The organism is Nocardioides montaniterrae (assembly GCF_054782655.1).
Genome location: NZ_BAAGSB010000005.1, coordinates 77,106 through 100,530 on the forward strand (window position 1 = coordinate 77,106; position 23,425 = coordinate 100,530).

Sequence of the window (23,425 nt, forward strand, 5' to 3'; positions counted from 1 at the left end):
GATGCGGAGGGTGAGCGGGACCCCGACCGATGCGGCGCTGAGCGGCTTCAGCGAGCCGACGCGCGCGTGGTTCCGCGCGGCGTTCGCCGAGCCGACCGCCGCGCAGGTCGGGGCGTGGGAGTCGATCGCCCAGCGCCGCAACACCCTCGTCGTGGCTCCGACGGGCTCGGGCAAGACGCTCAGCGCGTTCCTGGCCAGCATCGACCGGCTGCTCACCTCCGAGCCGCCGCCGGATCGCAAGCACCGCACGCGCGTGCTCTACATCAGCCCGCTGAAGGCGCTGGCCGTCGACGTCGAGCGCAACCTGCGCGCGCCGCTGACCGGCATCCGCCAGACCGCCGCGCGGCTCGGCCTCCCGGAGCTGCCCGAGCTCCAGGTCGGCGTACGTTCCGGTGACACGCCTGCCGACGAGCGCCGCCGGTTGGGCACCAAGCCGCCGGACATCCTGATCACCACCCCCGAGTCGCTGTTCCTGATCCTCACCAGCCAGGCGCGCGAGACGCTGCGCGCGGTCGAGGCGGTGATCGTCGACGAGGTGCACGCGGTCGCCGGCACCAAGCGCGGTGCGCACCTCGCGCTCAGCCTGGCCCGGCTCGATGCGCTGCTGCCCATCAACGCCCAGCGGATCGGGCTGTCCGCCACGGTGCGGCCCACCGAGGAGGTCGCCCGGTTCCTCGGTGGTCCCGAGCCGGTCGACATCGTCATGCCGCCGGCCCACAAGGAGTGGGACCTGCGCGTGGAGGTGCCGGTCGAGGACATGACCGCCCTCGGCTCCCGACCGGTCGACGCGTACGACGACCCGACGGCCCCTGCGCCCACCGAGCGCGCCAGCATCTGGCCGCACGTCGAGCAGCGGGTGGCCGAGCTGATCGGCGAGAGCCGGTCCACGATCGTGTTCACCAACGGCCGGCGTACGGCCGAACGGCTGACCGCCCGCCTCAACGAGATCGCGGCCGGCGAGAGCGCCGACGGGGTCGTCCCTCCCGCGCAGGTGATGGCGCAGTCCGGTGCGAGCGCCGGCTCCGCGCCGCTGATGGCCAAGACCCACCACGGCTCGGTCTCCAAGGAGCAGCGCGCGATCGTTGAGGACGACCTCAAGTCCGGCCGCCTGCCCGCCGTCGTCGCGACCAGCAGCCTCGAGCTCGGCATCGACATGGGTGCCGTCGACCAGGTCCTCCAGATCGCGTCGCCACCGAGCGTCGCCAGCGCCCTCCAACGGGTCGGGCGGGCCGGCCACCAGGTCGGCGAGGTCTCCCGAGGCGTCTTCTTCCCCCAGCACCGCGGCGACCTCGCGCCGGCTGCGGTCTCGGTCTCCCGCATGCGCAGCGGCGACATCGAGTCGCTGCGCATCCCGGCCAACCCGCTCGACGTGCTGGCCCAGCAGATCGTCGCCGCCACGGCCGTCGAGGAGTGGGACGTCGAGGAGCTGTTCGCCGTCGTACGCCGCGCCGCGCCGTACGCCGCCCTGCCGCGCTCGGCCTTCGAGGCGACCCTCGACCTGCTGGCCGGCCGCTACCCCAGCGACGAGTTCGCCGAGCTGCGGCCGCGCATCACCTGGGACCGCGTCACCGGCCGGCTCGTCGGGCGCCCGGGCGCGCAACGGCTGGCGGTCACCAGCGGCGGCACCATCCCCGACCGTGGGCTGTTCGGTGTCTTCATCGCCGGTGAGGGGGTCGGGCGCCGGGTCGGCGAGCTCGACGAGGAGATGGTCTACGAGAGCCGGGTCGGCGACGTGTTCGCGCTCGGCGCGACCAGCTGGCGGATCGAGGACATCACCCACGACCGCGTCATCGTGACGCCGGCGCCCGGCGTCCCTGCCCGGCTGCCGTTCTGGAAGGGCGACAACCCCGGCCGGCCGGCCGAGCTGGGCGAGGCGATCGGCGCGTTCACCCGCGAGCTCGGTGCGATGCCGGACGACGAGGCGCTCGCGCGGGTGCGGGCCGAAGGTCTGGACGAGAACGCGGCGACCAACCTGTTGACCTACCTGCGCGAGCAGGCCGAGGCGACCCGCCAGCTGCCGTCGGACGCGACGCTCGTCGTCGAGCGGTTCCGCGACGAGCTCGGCGACTGGCGGCTCGTGCTGCACTCGCCCTACGGCCAGGCCGTGCACGGCCCGTGGGCGTTGGCGATCAACGCGCGGCTGCACGAGCGCTACGGCGTCGACGGCCAGGCGCTCGCCGCCGACGACGGGATCGTGATCCGGATCCCCGACACCGACGCGGCCCCGCCCGGCGCCGACCTGGTCGTCTTCGAGCCCGACGAGATCGAGGAGATCGTCGCCCGCGAGGTCGGCGCGTCGGCGCTGTTCGCCTCACGGTTCCGCGAGAGCGCGGCGCGGGCCCTCCTGCTCCCCCGGCGCGACCCGGGCAAGCGCTCGCCCCTGTGGCAGCAGCGGCAGCGCGCGGCCGCGCTGCTGCAGGTCGCCGCGCGCTACCCCACGTTCCCGATCCTGCTCGAGACGGTGCGCGAGTGCCTCAACGACGTCTACGACCTGCCCGGGCTGACCGCTCTCCTCTCCCGGGTCCAGCGGCGCGAGGTGACGGTCAGCGAGGTCGAGACGGTCCAACCGTCGCCGTACGCCCGCACGCTGCTGTTCGGGTACGTCGCCCAGTACCTCTATGAGGGCGACTCTCCCATCGCCGAGCGCCGGGCCGCCGCGCTGACCCTCGACCAGGGCCTGCTCGCCGAGCTGCTCGGCCGTGCCGAGCTGCGCGAGCTGCTCGATCCGGTGGTGCTCGACGAGGTCGAGGCCGAGCTGCAGCGGACCGCTCCGGATCGTCGTGCGCGCGATGCCGAGGGCGTGGTCGACCTGCTCCGCCTGCTCGGCCCGCTCACGACCGAGGAGATCGGCGCACGCCTGGTGCCCGACGTCGACCTGGCCGCTGCGCTGACCTCGCTCCACGACGCGCGACGCGTGGTCCAGGTCCGCATGCCCTTCGATACGGCTCGTTCCTCGCCTACTCAGGAACCACCGCTCGCCGACGCGTGGGCCGTGATCGAGGACGTGGCCCGACTGCGCGACGGCCTGGGCATCCCGGTGCCGGCCGGCGTCCCGACCGCGTTCACCGAGCCGGTCGAGGACCCGCTGGCCGACCTGGTCGGGCGCTACGCCCGCACCCACGGGCCGTTCCTGGTGGCCGAGGTCGCCGCGCGGCTCGGGCTCGGTGCGGCCGTCGTACGCCACACGCTGCAGCGGCTCGAGGGCCAGGGCCGCGTCGTGTCGGGCGAGTTCCGGCCGACGGCGGCGAGCGACAGCACGGAGTGGTGCGATGCCGAGGTGCTGCGGCGACTCCGGCGGCGCTCCCTCGCCCGTCTGCGGCACGAGATCGAGCCGGTCCCGCCCGCCGCGCTGGCCCGCTTCGGGCTCGCCTGGCAGCAGGTGACCACGTCCAAGCGTGCGCTGCGTGGCGTCGACGGCGTGCTCGCTGCGGTCGAGCAGCTCGCCGGGGTGCCGGTGCCGGCCAGTGCGCTCGAGTCGCTGGTGCTCAGCGCGCGAGTCCGCGACTTCGAGCCGGCGTACCTCGACGAGCTCACCGCCACCGGCGAGATCGTGTGGGCCGGCCACGGCTCGCTGGCCGGTGCCGACGGCTGGGTGAGCCTGCACCTCGCCGACCAGGCGCCGCTGACCCTGCCCGAGCCGCAGCCCGTCAGCGACCCGCTCCAGCAGCGGGTCCTCGACGCGCTGTCGCCGGGTGGGGCGTGGTTCTTCCGGCAGCTCTCGGACCAGGTGTCCACCGCCTGTCGTGCGGCCGACGAGGTCCCACCGCTCGACGGCGTGCTGAGCGAGGCGCTCTGGTCGTTGGTGTGGGCCGGCCACCTGACCAACGACACGCTCACTCCCCTGCGCGCGCTCACCCGCAACGGGTCGGCCGCCCACCGATCCCGCTCAACGGCCGGGCGCCCCGGGCGGGTCAGCCGCACCGGCCCACCCGAGACGGCCGGCCGCTGGTCGCTGCTCCCCGAGCTCGACACCGACCCGACCCGCCGCGCCCATGCCACGGCCGAGCGGCTGATGGAGCGCCACGGCGTCGTCACCCGCGGCGCGGTGACCAGCGAGGGCGTGCCCGGTGGCTTCGCCGGCGTCTACCGCGTGCTCAGCGCGTTCGAGGAGACCGGTCGCTGCCGTCGCGGGTACTTCGTCGAGGGTCTCGGCGCCGCCCAGTTCTCCACCCCTGGCGCGGTCGACCGACTCCGCACGCACACCGGCGTGGGCGACAAGCCGGTCGCGGTCGCGCTGGCCGCCACCGACCCCGCCAACCCCTACGGCGCCGCCCTTCCCTGGCCGGTCTCGACAGGCTCCACCACCGAGTCGGGCCACCGGCCCGGCCGCAAGGCCGGTGCGATCGTGGTCCTGGTCGACGGCGAGCTCGTCGTGTACGTCGAACGCGGCGGCCGCACGCTGCTCACCTGGAGCGAGGAGCCGGCTCAGCTGGAGCCCGCGGCCGAAGCACTCTCCGCCGCCGTACGCCGTGGCAACCTCGGCCGCCTCACCGTCGAGAAGGTCGACGGTGCGCCCCTCCTCGGCACCTCCACCCCGCTGCGCGACGCCCTCGCCTCCGCCGGCTTCGTCGCCACTCCGCGCGGTCTGCGGCTGCGCTCCTAGCCGAGCGGTCCGTGGGGACGACTCGCGGACTAGCGGCGGGCCATGGCCTCCAGCCGGGCGATCCGGTCGGCGGTGGCCGGGTGCGTGGAGAACATCCGGGACACGTCGGCGGCGCGGAACGGGTTGGCGATCAACATGTGTGCCGCGTTCTGGAGCTGCGGGGTCGGGGCCAGCGGCGCGCGAGCGGTCCCAGCCTCGAGCTTGTGCAAGGCGGAGGCCAGCGCCAGCGGGTCGCCGGTGAGACGGGAGCCGTCCTCGTCGGCGTCGAACTCACGGGTCCGCGAGATCGCCATCTGGATGACCGAGGCGGCCAGGGGCGCGAGCAGCGACATCAGGATCAGGACCAGCGGGTTGGGGCGGTCCTCCTCGTCGGAGCCGCCGCCGAACATGGAGGCGAACATCGTCATCTGGGCGATCGAGGTGATCACACCGGCGAGCGCCGCGGCGACCGAGCTGGTCAGGATGTCGCGGTTGTAGACGTGCATCAGCTCGTGGCCGAGCACCCCACGCAGCTCGCGCTCGTCGAGCAGGCCGAGAATGCCCTCGGTGCAGCAGACGGCGGCGTGCGCCGGGTTGCGGCCGGTCGCGAACGCGTTCGGCGCCTGCGTCGGCGAGACGAACAGTGCCGGCATCGGCTTGCCGGCGGCGGTGGAGAGCTCACGGACGATGCGGTACATCGCGGGCTGCTGCTGCTCGGTGACCGGGTAGGCCCGCATCGCCCTGATCGCGAGCTTGTCGGAGTTCCAGTAGCCGTAGGCGGTCGTGCCGACGCCGAGCAGGCCGAAGATCCAGAGGAAGGCCATGTTGCCGGTGGAGCCGGCGATCAGGCCGCCGATGGCCAGCAGCAGCGCGACGATCCCCGCGAGCAGGCCGGCGGTCTTCAGTCCGTTGAAGTGGTGGTGCATGTCAGGAGAACGAGCCGACGGCATCGGATCGTTCCGAGGGATCGGTCACGCCGCGGAGGCGACGACCTCCGACGGACGACGGGCGCTGATCGGCGTAGGTGCCAGCGCGGCCTCCTCGACGGCGACGGCCCGTGCGACATCGCTGAGCACTGCGGAGAGCGGGACCTCGAGGGCCTCGCACAGCGAGGCGAGGAGCTCGGAGCTCGCCTCCTTCTGACCACGCTCGATCTCGGAGATGTAGCCGAGGCTGACCCGCGCGACGCCGGACACGTCACGCAGCGTCATGCCGAGCTCGTTGCGGCGGCCCTTGAGCACGTCGCCGAGACGCTGGCGGAACAGCACCATGGTCGTCTCCCTCTTGGATCGGTCGGATCGCCGGTCGGACCGGCTCGTTGGTGCAACGCTACCGGAGGCCGGTAGCTTCCCGTCGCCGACTCACTATGTCGTACGCCGCCGACACAGCCGCCTCGACGACCTGCTGCTGGATGCTGACGCGGTGGCCCTCCAGGTCGAGGCTGACGACCGAGGTGCCCTCGGCATCGGCCACACCGACGTACGCCGTCCCGACGGGCTTGTCCTCCTGCCGCTCGGGCCCGGCGACCCCGGTAGTGCTGACCCCGACGTCCGCACCGAGGAGGCGGCGTACGCCCTCCGCCATCGCCATCGCGCACTCGGCCGAGACCACGCCGTGCTCCGCGACGACGTCCTCGGGAACCCCGAGCACCGACATCTTCACCTCGCTGGCGTAGGCGACCACCCCGCCGAGGAAGTACGCCGACGAGCCGGGGACCGCGGTGATGGCGGCCGCGAGCAGGCCCCCGGTGAGCGACTCCGCGACGGCGAGCGACGTGTCCTCGTCACCGAAGAGGTCCTGCAGCTGGTCGACCGTGTGCACCACGTCGGCGAGGCTACCCAACAGGTCCCACCGGGACGCTCAGGTCACCAGGCAGGTCGTCAGGCAGGTCGTCAGGCAGCAGGCTGAGCGCGCCGCTGCCGGAGGGCGTCGCGGAAGAACTCGTAGCCGGAGGACACCGTCAGCACGACGGCGAGGGCGAGCATCGCCAGGGAGGCGACGTACACGACCTTGCCGGGGACGTCCCAGCTGCCGGAGACCTCCAGGCACGGCAGGGTCAGGCCGCCGAGCGCCAGGGCCTGGGCCATCGTCTTGACCTTGCCGCTCCACGCGGCGGCCATGACGACCGACTTCATGATCGAGAGGCGCAGCAGCGTCACCGACCACTCGCGGACCAGCACGACCACCGTGATCGCCCACATCCACCAGGTGTCCATGATGATCGAGAGACCGATGAAGGCCATGCCGGTGATCGCCTTGTCGGCGATCGGGTCGGCGATCTTGCCGAAGTCGGTGATCAGGTTGTGCTTGCGCGCGAGGTCGCCGTCGATCTTGTCGGTGGCCATGGCGACGAAGAAGATGAGGTACGCCGCGATGCGCCAGCCGATGTGCGTGCCGTCGTGGATGAGCAGGGCCCAGCCGTAGACCGGCACCAGCAGGATCCGCAGCGTGGTCAACGCGTTCGGGACGTTCCAGTTGGAAGGCTTCGCGGCCGTCTCCACCGACGTGGTCTGCTCGGTCATGCCTGCTCCTCGATCAGTTCGGCGAACAGGTCGACCCCGTCGCTGGCCACCACGCGTGCGCGCAGGAAGTCGCCGACGCGCGCCGACCCAGAGCCCGAGACGTAGGTGATGCCGTCGACCTCGGGGCCCTGGTGGGCGGCCCGTCCCTCGACAGTGTTGTCGGAGTCCTCGCCCACATCATCAGGCTCGAGGTTCTCGACGAGCACCACGACCTCCTCGCCGATGCGCTCCTCGGCGCGGTCGGCGTTGACGGCGGTGACGATGTCGGTGACGTGCTCGACGCGGGCGCGGATCTCGTCCTCGTCCAGCTTGCCGTCGAAGCCCTCGGCCTCGGTGCCGTCCTCGTCGGAGTAGCCGAACACGCCGGTGACGTCCATGCGCGAGGCGATGAGGAACTCGGTCAGGACCCGCACGTCCTCCTCGGTCTCACCCGGGAATCCGACGATGACGTTGGAGCGCACACCGGCGTACGGCGAGTGCCGGCGCACCTGCTCGAGCAGGCCGAGGAAGCTCTCGGCGTCGCCGAAGCGCTTCATCCGGCGCAGGACCGGGCCGCTGGCGTGCTGGAAGGAGAGGTCGAAGTACGGCGCGACGCCGGGAGTGTTCGCGATCGCCTCGATCAGGCCGGGGCGGGTCTCGGCGGGCTGGAGGTAGGAGACCCGGACGCGCTCGATGCCTTCGATGGCGGTGACCTCGGGCAGCAGCGTCTCGAGCAGCCGGATGTCGCCGAGGTCCTTGCCGTAGGAGGTGTTGTTCTCGGAGACCAGGAACAGCTCCTTGACGCCCTGCGTGGCCAGCCAGCGGGCCTCGTCGAGCACCTCGGACGGACGCCGGCTGACGAACGAGCCGCGGAACATCGGGATCGCGCAGAAGGTGCAGCGCCGGTCGCAGCCGTTGGCCAGCTTGAGGGCGGCCATCGGGCCGTCGTCGAGCCGGGCGCGTACGCCGGACGAGCCGGCGACCGGGGCGTCGCTGGCCTGGCGCTCGGCGGGGCTGATCGGCAGCAGGAGCCGGCGGTCCTTGGGGGTGTGCGGGTGCTGCACCTCGCCCGCCAGGATCGAGCGCAGCCGGGCGCCGATGTCGTTGTAGTCGTCGAAGCCGAGGACCGCGTCGGCCTCGGGCAGCTCGCTGGCCAGGTCCTTGCCGTAGCGCTCGGCCATGCAGCCGACCGCGACGACCGCCTGCGTCTTGCCGGTCGCCTTGAGGTCGGAGGCCGCGAGGAGGGTGTCGATCGAGTCCTTCTTGGCGGCCTCGACGAAGCCGCACGTGTTGACCACGACCGTGTCGGCGTCCTCCGGGTCGTCGACGAGCTGGAACCCGTCGGCGGCCAGGCGGCCGGCGAGCTCCTCGGAGTCGACGTCGTTGCGGGCGCACCCGAGGGTGAGCAGGGAGACGGAGATCGGCGATGTAGTGGTCATGTCTGTCACCGAGTATGACGGAGCGGGGCCCTTCGGGGTGAACCGAAGAGCCCCGCCCGTCGTACGGTCAGCGTGCGATCAGCGTCGCGGAGGCCTGCTCGCCGGTGCTGCCGAGCGCCTTGGCCGGCCGTCCGTCGATCGAGGCGGTCACCGAGCCGTCGGAGGACCAGATGCGGACCGGGGCGATCGCCTTGAGGTTCGCGCTCTGGCCGAAGGCCAGCGGGCCGTCGAGGACGACGTGGCCGTTGGCGTCGCGCACGACGAGGCGGGCGCCGCCGTGGGCCGCGTTCAGGACGACCTTGACCGGCTTGCCGTGGGCGTCCATCGCGTGGGTGATGCCGCCGCTCTGGTTCAGCACCGGGGTGTTGCCGACCGGAGCCGGGCCGCCGAGCACCAGGCGGGCGACCGACCAGACCAGCACCGCACCCATGACAGCGGAGATCAGGACCGACCAGTTGCGGCCACCGCGCGTGCTGCGGATCGAACCGCCGTGGCCGGTGGCCAGCTCGGACTCGAAGACGCGGCGCGGGTCGACCGGCGCGTCGGCGTACGTGTTGTCGTAGGTCGCGACCAGCGGCGCCGCGTCGATGCCGAGGACCCGCGACAGCGTGCGCAGGTGACCGCGGGCGTAGAAGTCGCCGCCGCACGGCGCGAAGTCGTCGACCTCGATGGCCTCGATGACGTGGGGGCGGATCCGGGTGCGCTCGGAGAGCTGGTCGATGGTCAGCCCGAGCTCCTGACGCGCACGCGCCAGCTCGGGGCCCACGACCGGACGGGCGGCCGGACGGACCGCCAGCTCCTCGAGGACCACGGTGGCGTTCTCGTCGTACGCCGGCGCGGCCGGCGCCGCAGGAGCGGGAGCGGGGTCTCCGAGCAGGTCGGACAGGCGGCGCGGCTCAGCCGTGCCGGGCATGTCGACGCGCGCGGCCAGGATGGTGGTGCGGCCGGGGGTCGGGGGCTCCTCCACCTCGGCGACCTCCTCGACCTCCTCGACCTCGGTGGCGTCCTCCGCGACGTCCTCGGTCACGGCCGGGATCTCGCCGGTGGACACCAGGTCCTCGTCGTCCGCGGCGTCCGCGGCGATCGGTGCGGTGTCCTCGGTGAGCGGAGCGACGTCCTCGGTGGGGGTGACGTGCTCGGCGGGGGCAGGCGGCTCGACCGGGGCGACCGCGTCGAGCGGAGCGTCGGGCGCGGCGCCGTCCTCGATGCCGGGGACGACCTCGACCACGTCGGCACGACCGCCGGAGAGGTCCGCCAGGGTGTCGCTGAGGCCGGACAGGTCCGCGCCGACCACGACGGTGGCCATGGTCAGCGGGACGATCAGCTGGTGGTCGTCGTGGCTGACCACGAGCAGGTGACCGTCACGCAGCGGCAGCCTGCGCGGCAGGTGCTCGAAGCAGTCGATCTCGTCCCAGCCCAGGCCCTGCCACTTGGCGCCCTCGCGCAGGCGGACGCCGCGCTCGTCGACGACCATCAGCGGGGCACGCGCGTCGACCAGCGTGACGACGTACGCGATGGTGATCAGCGCCAGCACGCCCAGCGCCAGCCAGTCGAGCGCGGAGCCGCCCCCGAAGGCGCGGACCGCGAACGCGATCGCGAGCAGGCCCGCGATCGTGCCGACGGCCGCGGCGAGCGGGACGTTGCGACGTACCTCGACGGAAGCAGTGGTGTCGGTCATCGGGCTCACGCCTCTCCCTGGATGGTCATGATCACGGCGTCGATCTCATCGGGCTTGACGAGGACGTCGCGTGCCTTGGAGCCCTCGGAGGGACCCACCACGCCACGGCTCTCGAGGATGTCCATCAGCCGGCCCGCCTTGGCGAAGCCGACGCGGAGCTTGCGCTGCAGCATCGAGGTCGAGCCGAACTGCGTGGAGACCACGAGCTCGATCGCCTGGATGACGAGGTCCATGTCGTCACCGATGTCGTCGTCGAGCACCTTGTTGCTGGCGGCGGCGACCGTGACGTCCTCGCGGTACCTGACCTCGAGCTGACCCTTGCAGTGCTTGACGACCTGCTGGATCTCGTTCTCGGTGACCCACGAGCCCTGCACACGGATCGGCTTGCTCGCACCCATCGGGAGGAACAGGCCGTCACCCTGGCCGACCAGCTTCTCGGCACCCGGCGTGTCGAGGATGACGCGGGAGTCGGCGAGGCTGGACGTCGCGAACGCCAGGCGGGACGGGACGTTGGCCTTGATCAGACCGGTCACGACGTCGACCGACGGACGCTGCGTGGCGAGCACCAGGTGGATGCCGGCCGCACGCGCGAGCTGGGTGATGCGGACGATCGAGCCCTCGACGTCACGCGGGGCGACCATCATCAGGTCGGCGAGCTCGTCGACGATGACCAGGAGGTACGGGTAGGGCTGCAGGACCCGCTCGCTGCCGGCCGGCAGCTCGATCTTGCCCTCGCGGACCGCCTTGTTGAAGTCGTTGATGTGCTTGAAGCCGAAGTTCGCCAGGTCGTCGTACCGCATGTCCATCTCGCGGCAGACCCACTCGAGGGCCTCGGCGGCCTTCTTCGGGTTGGTGATGATCGGCGTGATCAGGTGCGGGACGCCTTCGTAGGCGTTCAGCTCGACGCGCTTGGGGTCGACCATGATCATCCGGACCTCGTCGGGCGTGGACCGCATGAGGATCGAGGTGATCATCGAGTTGATGAACGACGACTTTCCGGAGCCGGTGGCACCCGCGACCAGGAGGTGCGGCATCTTCGCCAGGTTCGCTACGACGAACCCGCCCTCGACGTCCTTGCCGAGCCCGGCGACCAGCGGGTGGTGGTCGGTGCGGGCCGCGTTGGAGCGCAGGACGTCGCCGAGGGAGACGACCTCCTTGTCGGTGTTCGGGATCTCGACGCCGACCGCGGACTTGCCGGGGATCGGGCTGAGGATCATCACGTCGGACGTGCCGACGGTGTAGGCGATGTTCCGCGTGATGTTGGTGATCTTCTCGACCTTCACACCGACGCCGAGCTCGATCACGTAGCGCGTGACGGTCGGGCCGCGGGTGTAGCCGGTGACCTGGGCATCGACGTTGAACTCGTCGAGGACCGCCTGGAGGCGGCGTACGACGTCGTCGCTGGCGGCACTGCGGGTCTTGTGCACGTCACCGGGCTTGAGGGCCGCGGAGTCGGGCAGCGTGTAGACGATGTCGCCCGACAGCGCCAGCTGCTCGGCACGGACCGGGAGGTCGGTGTGCGGCGGCGCGACCTCGACCTCGGTCTCCTTCGGCGGCACGAACGCCGACGGCAGGCCGCCGGTCGAGCCGGGACCGGACGGGCGCTTCTTGCCGAGGGCACGACGCTCGAGCGGAGCCATGTCGGCCTGCGTCGGGGCGTCGTCCTCCTCGTCGGTGAGGGGGATGTCGATCGGCTCGAGCAGCGCCATCGAGTCCTCGACGGCGGGCTCGACCTTGCGACGGCCACGCTTGGGCTTGTCCTCGGCGAGCAGCGGCGTGTCGTACGCCGGGTCGCCGGAGCGCTGGAAGGTGTCGTCCAGGCCGAGCTTGTAGGCCTGGGTCGCGTCGCGGTCGTAGTCCTCGTGGCCGAACAGGTGGGCGGAGAGGTCGCGGAGGCGGTCGGGGACGCGGTAGAGCGGCGTCGCGGTGATGACCAGGACGCCGAAGAAGGCGAGCAGGGCGAGGATCGGGACGACGACGTACGCCGAGCGCATCAGGTCGAGCAGCAGCGCGGAGACGACGTACCCGACCGCTCCCCCGCCGTCGCGCAGCGGAGTGGTGTCACCCTGGACCGGCTGCGGGTTGCCCGCCGCGATCTGGACGATGCCGAGGATGCCGAAGGCGAGCGCGGACCAGCCGATCACCTGGCGGCCGGCCGGGCCGTTGGTGATCGGGTCGCGCATCAGCCGCCAGCCGGCGAGCAGCAGGAACAGCGGGACCAGCCAGCCGATCTTGCCGACCGTGCCGGAGGTGATGGTGCGGACGAACTCCATGAAGCCGCCGGCGACGTCGAACCAGACGGCCCCCGCGGCGATCAGGGCGACCGCGAACAGCAGCAGGCCGCCGCCGTCGCGACGCTGCTCGGGCTCGATGTCGCGCGCGCCGCCGATGACGGAGCGGACGACCGTCCCGACACCGTGCGCGATGCCCAGCCAGATCGCGGCCAGGCCACGGACCAGCGCGGTCAGTGCGGTCGCGATCGGGCCCGGCCCGCTGCGCACGGCACGCGGAGCCGGCCGCTTCGCGGTCGAGCGCGAGCGGCTGTTGCTGGTCGTACTACGGGATCGCGAGCTGCTGGTGCTGCTCCGGCCCTTCGCCGTGCCTGCCCGAGAGGATCCGGACTTGCTCGCCGTGCGGGATGAAGCAGTGGTGCGGCTACGCGAACCCGTCGGGGAAGACGTACGGGTCGCCATGCTCACAACCTACCCATTTGCCCCTTGAGTCACAGGAACAACACGCGGAACGGTCAAGCGTGGGTTGAGGGTTCGCGCGAGAGGTCTCAGGCCTCGACGACGACCGGCACGATCATCGGCCGGCGCTTGTGCTTCGTGCCGACCCACCGGCCGATGGTCCGGCGTACGGTCTGCTGGAGCAGGTGGGTGTCGGTGTTGCCCTCGGAGAGCTGGAAGTTCACCGCGTCGATGATCGGCTGCTTGATCTCGTCGAACATCGAGTCCTCCCACGCGTGACCGCGGGCGTGGATCTCGGGACCGGCGCTGACCTTCGCGGCGACCGCGTCGACCACGACGATGACCGAGATGAAGCCCTCCTCGCCGAGGATCCGGCGGTCCTTGAGCTCGGTCTCGGTGACGTCGCCGACGGTCTGGCCGTCGACGAAGACGTAGCCGACCTCGACCTTGCCGACCCGGCTGGCGACACCGTCGACGAGGTCGACGACCACGCCGTTCTCGGCGTACACGACGTTCTCGACGCCGGTCTGCTTGGCCAGGTCGCCGTTGGCGAGCATGTGCCGGACCTCGCCGTGGACCGGCAGCACGTTGCGCGGCTTGACGATGTTGTAGCAGTAGAGGAGCTCGCCGGCCGACGCGTGACCGGAGACGTGCACGAGCGCGTTGCCCTTGTGCACGACGTGGGCGCCGAGGCGGGCCAGGCCGTTGATCACGCGGTAGACCGAGTTCTCGTTGCCCGGGATCAGCGAGGAGGCCAGGACGACGGTGTCGCCCGGCTCGAGGTGCACGAAGTTGTGCGACCGGTTGGCGATGCGGGAGAGCGCCGACATCGGCTCGCCCTGGGAGCCCGTGGAGATCAGGACCTGCTTCTCCGGGGGCAGCGCGGCCAGCTCCTTGGCCTCGACCATCACGCCCGGCGGGACCGTGAGGTAGCCCAGGTCGCGCGCGATCTGCATGTTGCGGACCATGGAGCGGCCGACGTACGCCACCTTGCGGTTGTGCAGCACGGCGGCGTCGAGCACCTGCTGGACGCGGTGCACGTGGGAGGCGAAGCAGGCCACGATGATGCGCTGCTTGGAGTCGGCGAAGGCCTGGTTGAGGACCGGGGTGATCTTGCGCTCCGCCGTGGTGAAGCCGGGGACCTCGGCGTTGGTCGAGTCGGTCAGGAAGAGGTCGACGCCCTCCTCCCCCAGCCGCGCGAACGCGCGCAGGTCGGTGATCCGGCCGTCGAGCGGCAGCTGGTCCATCTTGAAGTCGCCGGTGTGCAGGACCAGGCCGGCGCCGGTGCGGATCGCGACCGCGAGCGCGTCCGGGATGGAGTGGTTGACCGCGATGAACTCGAGCTCGAACGGACCGAAGGCGATCCGGTCGCCCTCCTTGACCGTGGTGAAGCTGGTCTGGCGCAGCCGGTGCTCGCGGATCTTCGCGTTGAGCAGCGCGAGGGTCAGCTCGGAGCCGACCAGCGGGATGTCCTGGCGCTCACGCAGGAGGTACGGCGTCGCGCCGATGTGGTCCTCGTGCCCGTGGGTCAGGACCAGCGCCTCGATGTCGTCGAGGCGGTCCCGGATCGCCCCGAAGTCGGGAAGGATCAGGTCGACGCCCGGCTGGTGGTCCTCCGGGAACAGCACGCCGCAGTCGACGATGAGCAGCTTGCCGGCGTACTCGAAGACGGTCATGTTGCGACCGACCTCGCCGAGGCCGCCCAGCGGGATGACGCGCAGGCCGTTCTCGGGGAGCTCGGGAGGCGTGCCGAGGTCGGGGTGCGTGTAGATCACGAGAGCACTCCAGCCGTGCGCAGACCGGCGGCGAGGGCCGCGACTTCCGTCTCGTCCAGCTCGACCAGCGGTGAGCGCACCGCCCGGTTGTCGAGGACGCCGAGCAGCTGCAGGGCCGCCTTGGCGGTGGTCGCGCCGTAGTTGGGGACACCCATGACGGCGTCGTACGCCGGCACCAGGCCGGTGTGGATCCGGAGGGCCTCGGCGTGGTCGCCCTGGGCGAACGCGGCGATCATCGCGGCCAGCTCGTTGCCGGCGACGTGGGCGACGACCGAGACCAGGCCGCACGCGCCGTACGCGAGGTAGCCGAGGGTGTTGACGTCGTCACCGGAGTAGACGGAGTAGCCCAGGTCGACCAGCTGCGCGGCACGGGAGAGGTCACCGGTCGCATCCTTGGTCGCGACCACGGTGTCCCACTTCTTGGCCTCGGCGTAGACCGGGAGCTCGATGCGGGTGCCGGCACGCGAGGGGACGTCGTACAGCATCACCGGGACGTCGCTGGCCGAGACGACCTGCTGGAAGTGGTTGAGGAGCCCGGCCTGGCTGGGCTTGTTGTAGTAGGGGGTGACCAGGAGGAGCCCGTCGGCGCCGACCTTCTCGGCCTGGCGCGCGAGCTCGACGGAGTGCCGGGTGTCGTTGGTGCCGACGCCGGCGACGACCTTGGCGCGGTCACCGACGGCGTCCTTGACGGCCGCCAGCGTCTCGCCGTCCTCGGCGCCCGTGGTCGTCGGCGACTCGCCGGTCGTGCCGGAGACGACGATGCCGTCGTTGCCGTTGTCCACCAGGTGCTTGGCGACCTTCTGCACCGCGTCCAGGTCGACGGAGCCATCGGGGCGGAACGGCGTGACCATCGCGGTCAGGAGCGTTCCGAAGGGTGCCGAAGTCATGGGCTCAGCCTAGTCGCGCGTACGCCGGCGCAGCGACCCGGCGCACGGCGTCGAGATGGAGGTTGTGGCTGGGTTCCGGCGGAGATGACGACCACAACCTGCATCTCGGCGGCCTCATCCCGCCTGCCAGCGCAGGAAGCGGTCGCGCTCCCACGCATCCAGGCCGCGCCGGCGCTCGACGGTGTGCGTCTCGACCCATCCCGGCGGCGGCTCGATGGTCCAGCGGCGCTCGAGGGTCCTCGACCGCTCGACCGCATCCCGGGTGCGCCGGAGGAAGTCACGCGGGTCGGGCAGGTCGGCGGTCACCATCTCGACGTATTCCATGCCGAGGCGGCGGAACGCGCCCTCGCGCCGGACGTCCTTGCCACGCTGTGAGCTGACCAGGTGGAGAGCGCCGTCGTACTCCCCCACCGTCCCGGTCGGCAGGTGCAGCAGGTCGGGCGTCCCGACGAAGCGACCGTCCTCGTCGAACACCGGACGGTTGCACACGACGTCGGTCAACCCGATCGAGCGCCACCAGCCCCGCATCTCGGTCTCCATCGGCGACCAGCAGTTCTCGTCCGCCAGCGCGATCGCCCGGCCCAGGCGGCGGACCTGACGTACGCCGGCGAGGCGGGCGGTCAACGACGCCAGCTCGTCGAGGGAGACGAGGTCCGCCGCCGCAGCGCGGTCGATCATGGCCACCGCGTCTGTCATCGACCGGGCGTGGCAGACCTCGAACGCGACGGAAGCGGCGGCGGAGGACAGCATCAGCCCGTCGACCTCCTGGAGTCCCTCACGCAGGTAGGTGTCACGCGCGACCAGGATCCCCGGTCGTGGCGTCACCCGGTCGGGCGGCACGGCGAGCGGCACCGGCAGCGCGACGCCGTTGCTCGAGCCGCCGAGGTGGCGGACGCCCTGCCACCGCAGGGCGGCCCATCCGGTCACCGCCCCGCCTTCCGGCAGCAGGGCCGCCGCGCTCACGATGGCCTGGGCGACCGCCAGCGCGGGGTCGAGCCCGGTCGGGAGGAAGAACCCGCGGTACGGGCTGGTCCAGGCCTGCCCGCGGGTCTCGCCGCGGGTCGGGCCGGTCAGCCCACGGGGGTCCTGGCGCACGGGCCAGACCAGGCCCGGCCGGCGCAGGTCGACGGCCGGACAGGAGACGCGTGGGGCCCGATCCGCCATGCCGGCAGCCTGCCCCGGATCCCGGAGATCTGCAGGCGTCCTCCACAGGCCCGTCGAGATGCAGGTTGTGGCTGGGTCTCAACCGGGAAAATCGACCGGAACCTGCATCTCGGCGGACTCAGCCGCAGGCGAAGACGCGCTCCCAGGTGACGATCGTGAAGCCGTCACGAGGATCGCGGGAGGCCGCACGCCACTTCTCTCGGTCGAACGCCGGGTAGACGACGTCGCCCTCGGGCGAGAGCGGGATCTCGGAGATGACCTGCCGGTCGGCGTACGGGAGGGCGGAGGTGTAGACCGCGGCGCCGCCACCGATGGTCACCGGCGTCTCGAGGGGCTGATCGGCGAGCAGCTCGTCGGCGAGCTCGAGCGCGGCGGGCAGCGACGAGGCGACGTGCACGCCCTCGCTCGACCACGACGGGTCGCGGCTGAGCACGATGGTGGTGCGCCCGGGCAGCGGGCGGCCGATCGACTCGTGGGTGGTGCGACCGAGCACCAGCACCGTGCCGATGGTGTGCTCCTTGAAGACCTTCTGCTCACCGGGCACGTGCCACGGGATGTCGGGCCCGTTGCCGATGACGCCGTTCTCGGCGACGGCGGCGACCATCGTCACCGTCCGCCCTGCGGGGGTGGTCATACGGCGATCGGCGCCTTGATGCCCGGGTGCGGGTCGTAGCCCTCGACCGAGATGTCGTCGAGGTCGAACCCGTCGATCTCCTTGATCTCGGGGTTGAGCACCAGCCTCGGCAGCGGCCGCGACTCGCGGGTGAGCTGCAGGCGCGCCTGGTCGAGGTGGTTGGAGTAGAGGTGCGCGTCGCCGAGGGTGTGCACGAAGTCGCCCACCTCCAGGCCGGTCACCTGGGCGACCATGTGGGTGAGCAGGGCGTACGACGCGATGTTGAAAGGTACGCCGAGGAACACGTCGGCCGAACGCTGGTAGAGCTGGCAGGACAGCCGCCCGTCGGCGACGTAGAACTGGAACAGCGAGTGGCACGGCGGCAGCGCCATCTCGTCGACGAGCGCCGGGTTCCACGCCGAGACGATGTGGCGCCGGGAGTCGGGCGAGGTGCGGATCTGGTCGATGACCTGGGCGAGCTGGTCGATGTGACGGCCGTCGGGCGCGGGCCACGAGCGCCACTGGGCGCCGTACACCGGACCGAGGTCGCCGTTCTCGTCGGCCCACTCGTCCCAGATCGAGATGCCGCGCTCCTGCAGCCAGCGGACGTTGGTGTCACCGCGCAGGAACCACAGGAGCTCGCCGAACACCGAGCGGGTGTGGATCTTCTTGGTGGTGACCAGCGGGAAGCCGTCGGAGAGGTCGAAGCGCATCTGGTGGCCGAACACGCTCAGCGTGCCCGTGCCGGTGCGGTCGCCCTTCTCGGTCCCCTCGTCGAGGATTCGCTGCACCAGATCCAGGTAAGCCCGCACGGGTCCGATCCTAGGCCGAGAGCGACATGGGTCCGTAGACCAGCCGGTCGACCTCGAACAGGGTCACCTGCTCGACGCCGAGATCGGCCAGCTCGGCGTACGTCTCGCCGACCCAGGACTCGGCGTCGCCCTGGCTGGGGAACCGCATCTCGGCGTACGACGCAGCGTCCCCCGTCAGCTCGACGGTCTCGCCCGACGCGGACTCCAGGCGCCACCACCAGGGGCGCTCGGCGGGGGTCGGCTGCCGGAAGGTCGGCGGCTCCTCGGGCAGCATCAGGCCTCCCTGACGGACGGGTCGACGAACGGCGGCTTCACGATCTGGAACACCTCGGACCTTCCTCGGACGTCGACCGACACCTCGGCCTCGTCGTTGACGTTGGAGCGGACGAGCGCGAGCGCGATGCCGGTCTTGAGGGTCGGCGAGAACGTGCCGGAGGTGACCTCGCCGACGCGGAGGTCGGGGCCGATCGCGACGCCCATGTGCGGGCGCGGGATCGCGCGACCCGTCGCCTTGAGGCCGACCAGCTTGCGCCGCGCGCCGGCCTCCTTCTCGGCCACGACCTTGTCGCGGCCCCAGAAGGCCTCCTTCTTCCAGCCGACCGCCCAGCCGAGGCGCGCCTCGTTGGGGGTGACCTCGAGGGAGATGTCCTGGCCGTGCAGCGGGTAGCCCATCTCGGTGCGCAGCGTGTCGCGAGCGCCCAGGCCGCAGGCGGCGATGTCGTACGCCGCCCCCGCCTCCATGAGTGCGTCCCACAGCTGGCCCGCGACGGCGTTGGGCGCGATCAGCTCGTAGCCGCGCTCGCCGGTGTAGCCGGTGCGACACACGATGACCGGCTCGCCGGCGTACTCGGTCTCGATGAAGGTGAGGTACTCGTGGCCGACCGGCAGCCCGGCGGCCTCGAGCGTCTCGTCGGACCGGGTGCCCTGGACCGCCAGCACGACGTAGTCGCGGTGGTGGTTGAGCACCTCGACGCCCTCGGGCGCCTCGGCCGCGAGGCGGCGGTGGACCTCGGTGTTGTTGGAGGCGTTGGGGACCAGGAAGACGTGGTCCTCGTCCTTGAAGTAGCTGAAGATGTCGTCGACGATGCCGCCGGTCTCGGGGTCCAGGCACAGCGTGTACTGCGCCTTGCCGGGGCCGATCCGGCCGAGGTCGTTGGACAGCGTGGCGTTGACGTACGCCGCCGCGCCCGGCCCGCGCACGACGACCTTGCCCAGGTGGCTGACGTCGAAGATCCCGACGCTGGTGCGGACGGCGGTGTGCTCGGGCACCACGCCGGCGTACTGCAGCGGCATCGACCAACCACCGAACTCGGCGAACTTGGCGCCGAGCGCGACGTGGCGGTCGTGCAGCGGGGACTGGAGGAGGTCTTCGGCCATGGTGCGGAAGATATCCTGCGCCGGTGACGACCTACGCCCTGCGCACCGCGAGTCCCGCCAAGACCAAGGCCGAGGCGGTCGTCGTCGGGGTCCTGCCCGGCCCCGTCCTTGCTCCGGGCGGCGAGGACGTCGCCTCGGCGTACGGCCGCAAGCTGGAGGGCCTGCTCGCCACGCTCTCGCTCACCGGCCGCGCCGGCGAGGTCGCGAAGGTGCCCACGAGCGGCGCCATCGGCTCCCCGCTGCTGGTGCTGGTCGGCCTCGGTTCCACCGACGCGCAGGCCGTACGCCGGGCCGCGGGCAATGCCGCTCGCGCCTGCTCGAACGCCGCGACCGTCGCGCTCGCGCTGCCGGCCGACAGCCCCGAGCTGGCCCGCGCCGTGGTCGAGGGCTTCCGGCTCGGCAGCTACACGTTCACGACGTACAAGAGCGCGGCCGCGCCGAGCGCGCCCGCCGAGGTCGTCCTGCTCTCCCCCGCCTCGCGCCGCAAGGACGTGGTAGCCGCCGTCGCGGACGCGCAGGTGGCGGCGGACGCGACGTACGCCATGCGTGACTGGGTGAACACGCCGCCGGTGGACCTGACGCCGCCGGCCTTCGCCGACGCGATCACCGCCGCGGTCAAGGCCATCAACAAGGGCTTGGACAAGGGCGCCACCCGGCTCAGCATCACCGTGCACGACGAGGAGCGCCTGGCCGAGCTCGGCTGTGGCGCCACCCTCGCGGTCGGTGCCGGGTCGTCCGCGGCTCCGCGGATCGTCGAGCTGCGCTACCGACCCAAGCACGCCGTCGCGCACGTCGCGCTGGTCGGCAAGGGCATCACCTTCGACTCCGGCGGCCTGTGGATCAAGCCCGGCGCGAGCATGGGCACGATGAAGGAGGACATGGCCGGCGCGGCCGCCGTCGTCCAGGCCACGCTGGCCATCGCACGCCTCGGCCTGCCGATCGAGGTCACCACCGTCGCCGGCCTGGCCGAGAACATGGTGAGCGGCTCCGCGACGCGACCCGGCGACGTCGTCACGGCGTACGGCGGCACGACCGTCGAGGTCTCCAACACCGACGCCGAGGGCCGGCTCGTGCTCGCCGACTGCCTCGGCCTGGCCGCCGAGCGCAAGCCCGACCTGCTCGTCGACATCGCCACCCTGACCGGCCACATGGTGCAGGCGCTGGGCGAGAAGATGGCCGGCGTGATGGGCGACGACGACGCCGTCGCCAGCGTGCTCGCGGCGGCCGCCGCGGCCGGCGAGGACGCCTGGCCGATGCCGATCCCGGACTTCATGGACGAGCGGATCCGGTCGAGCCGGATCGCCGACATCGCGCAGTACGACTTCGTCCGCTGGGGTGGCGGGCTGTACGCCGCCGCGTTCCTGCGGGCCTTCACCCGCGGCCTGCCATGGGCACACCTCGACATCGCGGGCCCGACGTTCAACAAGGGCGGCGCGGTCGGCCACCTGGTGCCCGGGGCGACCGGGTACGGCGTCGCGACGCTGATCGAGCTCGCCCGCGGGCTCAGCTCTCCTGCGGCCGCTGCGCCTGCTGTGCCTGCTTCTGTGCCTGCCTGACCCGGCTGTTGTACTCCCGCATCCGCTGCGGGACACCGACCAGCGCGGCGTCGTACGACGGGATCCGCTTGTCGTTGCAGAACCGGTGGGCCCAGTCGACCGAGGGGACCCGGCGGCGCGTCCACTCGCCGTCGTGGGCGACCAGCAGCAGCGTCACCTCGCTGACGGCGGTGCGTGGCTCGACGAAGCCCTCAACGCCGCGGTGCTGCCCGATCCACGCGTCGAGGTGGGCGACATCGGTGCCGTCGGCAGCGCGGACCCGCGTCGAGCCGGTGCGGGCGCCGCCGGTCGGCCCGCTCATCTTCGGCGTACGCCGGAATCGGTCCCAGAACGACATGGCGCAATTGTGCCCGACCGACACGCCCACCGGAGTCGCTTCATCAGTGCGAGTGTGAGGTACGGGCATAGGGTCGGGTCGTTGCCTGTTGCATCACCTGTGGTGCAAGGATGGGCCCGCACCCACGTGCGCGCGGAGCAGACGCAGAACGACCCACGAAGTCGAGGAACCAATGGCCACTGAAGTCCCCCTTCCGGCACTCGGAGAGTCCGTCACCGAAGGCACCGTGACCCGGTGGCTCAAGCAGGTCGGAGACAGCGTCTCGGTCGACGAGCCGCTGCTCGAGGTCTCGACCGACAAGGTCGACACCGAGATCCCCTCGCCCGTCGCCGGCACGCTGCTGGAGATCAAGGCCGCCGAGGACGAGACCGTCGAGGTCGGCGCGGTCCTCGCCGTGATCGGTGCGGCCGACGAGTCCGCCGCTCCGGCCGACGCTCCGGCGCCCGAGGCACCCGCCGCGGCCGACACCGCGGAGGAGCCGGCGCAGGCCGAGCAGCCCGCGACGCCCGACGAGCCGGCCTCCCCCAACACCGCCACCACCGAGGACACCTCGGCCCCGCCCGCCGCGGAGACCGAGGCGCCCGACGCCGCGGCCGCCGGCGCGACCGGCACCGCCGTGACCCTGCCCGCGCTGGGCGAGTCCGTCACCGAGGGCACCGTCACCAAGTGGCTCAAGCAGGTCGGCGACTCGGTCGCCGTCGATGAGCCGCTGCTCGAGGTCTCCACCGACAAGGTCGACACCGAGATCCCCTCCCCTGTCGCCGGCACGCTGCTGGAGATCAAGGCCGCCGAGGACGAGACCGTCGAGGTCGGCGCCGAGCTGGCCATCATCGGCTCCGGTCAGGCCGCCGCTGCGCCGGCGAAGGCCGAGGCGCCCGCCGCTCCCGAGGCCCCCGCCGAGCCGGCTCCGGCCGCTCCCGAGGCTCCCGCCGCCGAGGCTCCCGCGCAGACGCTCTCCCCCGAGCCGCCCGCGAAGGCCGAGCCGCCGGCTCCCGAGCGCACCGCTGACGACGCCGACGAGAAGCTCTCCCCGGTCGCCGCGCACGCCGCCGCCCAGGCCGAGTCCGGCAGCAGCTACGTCACCCCGCTGGTGCGCAAGCTGGCCAACCAGCACGGCGTCGACCTGAGCACGGTCGAGGGCTCCGGCGTCGGTGGCCGCATCCGCAAGCAGGACGTCCTGGCCGCCGCTGAGGCCGCCAAGTCCGCCGCGGCCGCCCCGGCCGCTGAGGCCGCGCCCGCCGCAGCGAGCTCGGCGCCCGCCGCAGCCGCCGCGTCCGGCGTACCTGCTGCGAGCCCGTCGCCGCTGCGCGGCAAGACGGTCCCGATGAGCCGCCTGCGCACGATCATCGCCAAGCGCATGACCGAGTCGCTGCAGATCTCGGCCCAGCTCACCCAGGTCGTCGAGATCGACGTGACCAACGTGGCCCGCCTGCGTGAGAGCATCAAGGACGAGTTCCTGGCTCGCGAGGGCGTCAAGCTCAGCTACCTGCCGTTCTTCGCCAAGGCCGCGATCGACTCGCTCAAGTCGCACCCGATGCTCAACGCGGCGATCGACACCAACGCCGGCACGGTGACCTACTACGACCGGGAGAACCTCTCGATCGCGGTCGACACCGAGAAGGGCCTGATCACGCCGGTCATCAAGGAGGCGGGTGACCTGTCCGTCTCCGGCCTGGCCAAGAAGATCGCCGACGTCGCCGAGCGCACCCGCACCAACAAGATCGGTCCGGACGAGCTCTCGGGCGGCACCTTCACGATCACCAACCTCGGCTCGGTCGGCGCCCTGTGGGACACCCCGGTCATCAACCAGCCGCAGGTCGCGATCCTCGGCCCCGGTGCCGTCGTCAAGCGCCCCGTCGTCATCGACGACGACGCCCTCGGCGAGACCATCGCGATCCGTCACATGTGCTACTTCGCGCTGACCTACGACCACCGCCTGGTCGACGGCGCCGACGCCGGTCGCTTCCTGTCCGAGGTCAAGAAGCGCCTCGAGGCCGGTCAGTTCGAGGTCTGA

Annotated in this window: 18 protein-coding genes; 3 read left to right on the forward strand and 15 right to left on the reverse strand. The window is 71.9% G+C overall.

Translation table 11 applies throughout. The features are described 5' to 3' along the window. Positions 1 to 10 precede the first annotated feature (10 nt). Entirely contained in the window at positions 11 to 4,603 is a 4,593-nt protein-coding gene (locus tag ACYVJ3_RS09985) for an ATP-dependent helicase (protein ID WP_460852810.1), read from the forward strand. Between the two features lie 29 nt (positions 4,604 to 4,632). Here ACYVJ3_RS09985 and htpX read toward each other — a convergent pair whose 3' ends face one another. The 14 genes from htpX to gcvT all read right to left on the reverse strand — a co-directional run bounded on the left by htpX (position 4,633) and on the right by gcvT (position 19,518). Beyond that, positions 4,633 to 5,532 (reverse strand): zinc metalloprotease HtpX, encoded by a 900-nt coding sequence (gene htpX / locus ACYVJ3_RS09990; RefSeq protein WP_460852811.1) that lies wholly within the window; start codon positions 5,530 to 5,532, stop codon positions 4,633 to 4,635. A gap of 21 nt (positions 5,533 to 5,553) precedes the next feature. After that, the gene (locus tag ACYVJ3_RS09995) at positions 5,554 to 5,853 is read right to left on the reverse strand and encodes a helix-turn-helix domain-containing protein (protein ID WP_460852812.1); all 300 of its coding nucleotides are present in this window, start codon (positions 5,851 to 5,853) and stop codon (positions 5,554 to 5,556) included. Positions 5,854 to 5,911: 58 nt separating this feature from the next. After that, complete coding sequence (locus ACYVJ3_RS10000) at positions 5,912 to 6,406, reverse strand: CinA family protein (protein WP_460852813.1); 495 nt, start codon at positions 6,404 to 6,406, stop codon at positions 5,912 to 5,914. Between the two features lie 68 nt (positions 6,407 to 6,474). Continuing rightward, a complete protein-coding gene (gene pgsA / locus ACYVJ3_RS10005) occupies positions 6,475 to 7,104 on the reverse strand; it encodes a CDP-diacylglycerol--glycerol-3-phosphate 3-phosphatidyltransferase (protein ID WP_460852814.1) in 630 nt (209 codons plus the stop codon). Further along, entirely contained in the window at positions 7,101 to 8,504 is a 1,404-nt protein-coding gene (gene rimO / locus ACYVJ3_RS10010) for a 30S ribosomal protein S12 methylthiotransferase RimO (RefSeq protein ID WP_460852956.1), read from the reverse strand. Before rimO ends, pgsA begins: the two co-directional genes overlap by 4 nt. An 85-nt stretch (positions 8,505 to 8,589) precedes the next feature. Then, positions 8,590 to 10,200: a helix-turn-helix domain-containing protein gene (locus tag ACYVJ3_RS10015; RefSeq protein ID WP_460852815.1), complete on the reverse strand. Its 1,611-nt coding sequence runs from the start codon at positions 10,198 to 10,200 to the stop codon at positions 8,590 to 8,592. 5 nt (positions 10,201 to 10,205) lie between these two features. Continuing rightward, positions 10,206 to 12,893: a DNA translocase FtsK gene (locus ACYVJ3_RS10020; protein ID WP_460852816.1), complete on the reverse strand. Its 2,688-nt coding sequence runs from the start codon at positions 12,891 to 12,893 to the stop codon at positions 10,206 to 10,208. An 86-nt stretch (positions 12,894 to 12,979) separates the two neighbouring features. After that, the gene (locus ACYVJ3_RS10025; RefSeq protein WP_460852817.1) at positions 12,980 to 14,665 is read right to left on the reverse strand and encodes a ribonuclease J; all 1,686 of its coding nucleotides are present in this window, start codon (positions 14,663 to 14,665) and stop codon (positions 12,980 to 12,982) included. Beyond that, entirely contained in the window at positions 14,662 to 15,552 is an 891-nt protein-coding gene (dapA, locus tag ACYVJ3_RS10030) for a 4-hydroxy-tetrahydrodipicolinate synthase (protein WP_460852818.1), read from the reverse strand. Before dapA ends, ACYVJ3_RS10025 begins: the two co-directional genes overlap by 4 nt. A gap of 114 nt (positions 15,553 to 15,666) precedes the next feature. Then, positions 15,667 to 16,716, reverse strand: coding sequence for a hypothetical protein (locus ACYVJ3_RS10035; RefSeq protein WP_460852819.1), 1,050 nt, complete (start codon positions 16,714 to 16,716; stop codon positions 15,667 to 15,669). Between the two features lie 118 nt (positions 16,717 to 16,834). After that, positions 16,835 to 17,350 (reverse strand): dihydrofolate reductase, encoded by a 516-nt coding sequence (locus ACYVJ3_RS10040; RefSeq protein ID WP_460852820.1) that lies wholly within the window; start codon positions 17,348 to 17,350, stop codon positions 16,835 to 16,837. Continuing rightward, positions 17,347 to 18,141, reverse strand: coding sequence for a thymidylate synthase (locus tag ACYVJ3_RS10045; protein ID WP_460852821.1), 795 nt, complete (start codon positions 18,139 to 18,141; stop codon positions 17,347 to 17,349). The genes ACYVJ3_RS10040 and ACYVJ3_RS10045 overlap by 4 nt, the downstream gene beginning before the upstream one ends. Positions 18,142 to 18,151: 10 nt before the next feature. Then, on the reverse strand, positions 18,152 to 18,415 hold the full coding sequence (locus ACYVJ3_RS10050; protein ID WP_460852822.1) for a hypothetical protein: 264 nt from the start codon (positions 18,413 to 18,415) through the stop codon (positions 18,152 to 18,154). After that, entirely contained in the window at positions 18,415 to 19,518 is a 1,104-nt protein-coding gene (gene gcvT / locus ACYVJ3_RS10055; protein ID WP_460852823.1) for a glycine cleavage system aminomethyltransferase GcvT, read from the reverse strand. The genes ACYVJ3_RS10050 and gcvT overlap by 1 nt, the downstream gene beginning before the upstream one ends. A 23-nt stretch (positions 19,519 to 19,541) precedes the next feature. On the opposite strand from gcvT, the gene ACYVJ3_RS10060 reads away from it, so the two are divergent. Next, positions 19,542 to 21,074 (forward strand): leucyl aminopeptidase, encoded by a 1,533-nt coding sequence (locus tag ACYVJ3_RS10060; protein ID WP_460852824.1) that lies wholly within the window; start codon positions 19,542 to 19,544, stop codon positions 21,072 to 21,074. Here ACYVJ3_RS10060 and ACYVJ3_RS10065 read toward each other — a convergent pair. Further along, entirely contained in the window at positions 21,022 to 21,411 is a 390-nt protein-coding gene (locus ACYVJ3_RS10065; protein WP_460852825.1) for a hypothetical protein, read from the reverse strand. The genes ACYVJ3_RS10060 and ACYVJ3_RS10065 overlap by 53 nt on opposite strands. Positions 21,412 to 21,583: 172 nt before the next feature. Here ACYVJ3_RS10065 and sucB point away from each other — a divergent pair, with 172 nt between their 5' ends. Then, positions 21,584 to 23,425, forward strand: a complete 1,842-nt coding sequence (gene sucB, locus ACYVJ3_RS10070) for a 2-oxoglutarate dehydrogenase, E2 component, dihydrolipoamide succinyltransferase (RefSeq protein WP_460852826.1) — start codon at positions 21,584 to 21,586, stop codon at positions 23,423 to 23,425.

Excerpts from the sequence above, each read along its gene's own strand:
- ACYVJ3_RS10020 (WP_460852816.1), bottom strand. The coding sequence starts at position 12,893 with ATGGCGACCCGTACGTCTTCCCCGACGGGTTCGCGTAGCCGCACCACT.
- ACYVJ3_RS10035 (WP_460852819.1), bottom strand. The coding sequence starts at position 16,716 with ATGGCGGATCGGGCCCCACGCGTCTCCTGTCCGGCCGTCGACCTGCGC.
- ACYVJ3_RS10040 (WP_460852820.1), bottom strand. The coding sequence starts at position 17,350 with ATGACCACCCCCGCAGGGCGGACGGTGACGATGGTCGCCGCCGTCGCC.
- dapA (WP_460852818.1), bottom strand. The coding sequence starts at position 15,552 with ATGACTTCGGCACCCTTCGGAACGCTCCTGACCGCGATGGTCACGCCG.
- ACYVJ3_RS10050 (WP_460852822.1), bottom strand. The coding sequence starts at position 18,415 with ATGCTGCCCGAGGAGCCGCCGACCTTCCGGCAGCCGACCCCCGCCGAG.
- sucB (WP_460852826.1), top strand. The coding sequence starts at position 21,584 with ATGGCCACTGAAGTCCCCCTTCCGGCACTCGGAGAGTCCGTCACCGAA.
- ACYVJ3_RS10015 (WP_460852815.1), bottom strand. The coding sequence starts at position 10,200 with ATGACCGACACCACTGCTTCCGTCGAGGTACGTCGCAACGTCCCGCTC.
- ACYVJ3_RS09995 (WP_460852812.1), bottom strand. The coding sequence starts at position 5,853 with ATGGTGCTGTTCCGCCAGCGTCTCGGCGACGTGCTCAAGGGCCGCCGC.
- gcvT (WP_460852823.1), bottom strand. The coding sequence starts at position 19,518 with ATGGCCGAAGACCTCCTCCAGTCCCCGCTGCACGACCGCCACGTCGCG.
- htpX (WP_460852811.1), bottom strand. The coding sequence starts at position 5,532 with ATGCCGTCGGCTCGTTCTCCTGACATGCACCACCACTTCAACGGACTG.
- pgsA (WP_460852814.1), bottom strand. The coding sequence starts at position 7,104 with ATGACCGAGCAGACCACGTCGGTGGAGACGGCCGCGAAGCCTTCCAAC.
- ACYVJ3_RS10065 (WP_460852825.1), bottom strand. The coding sequence starts at position 21,411 with ATGTCGTTCTGGGACCGATTCCGGCGTACGCCGAAGATGAGCGGGCCG.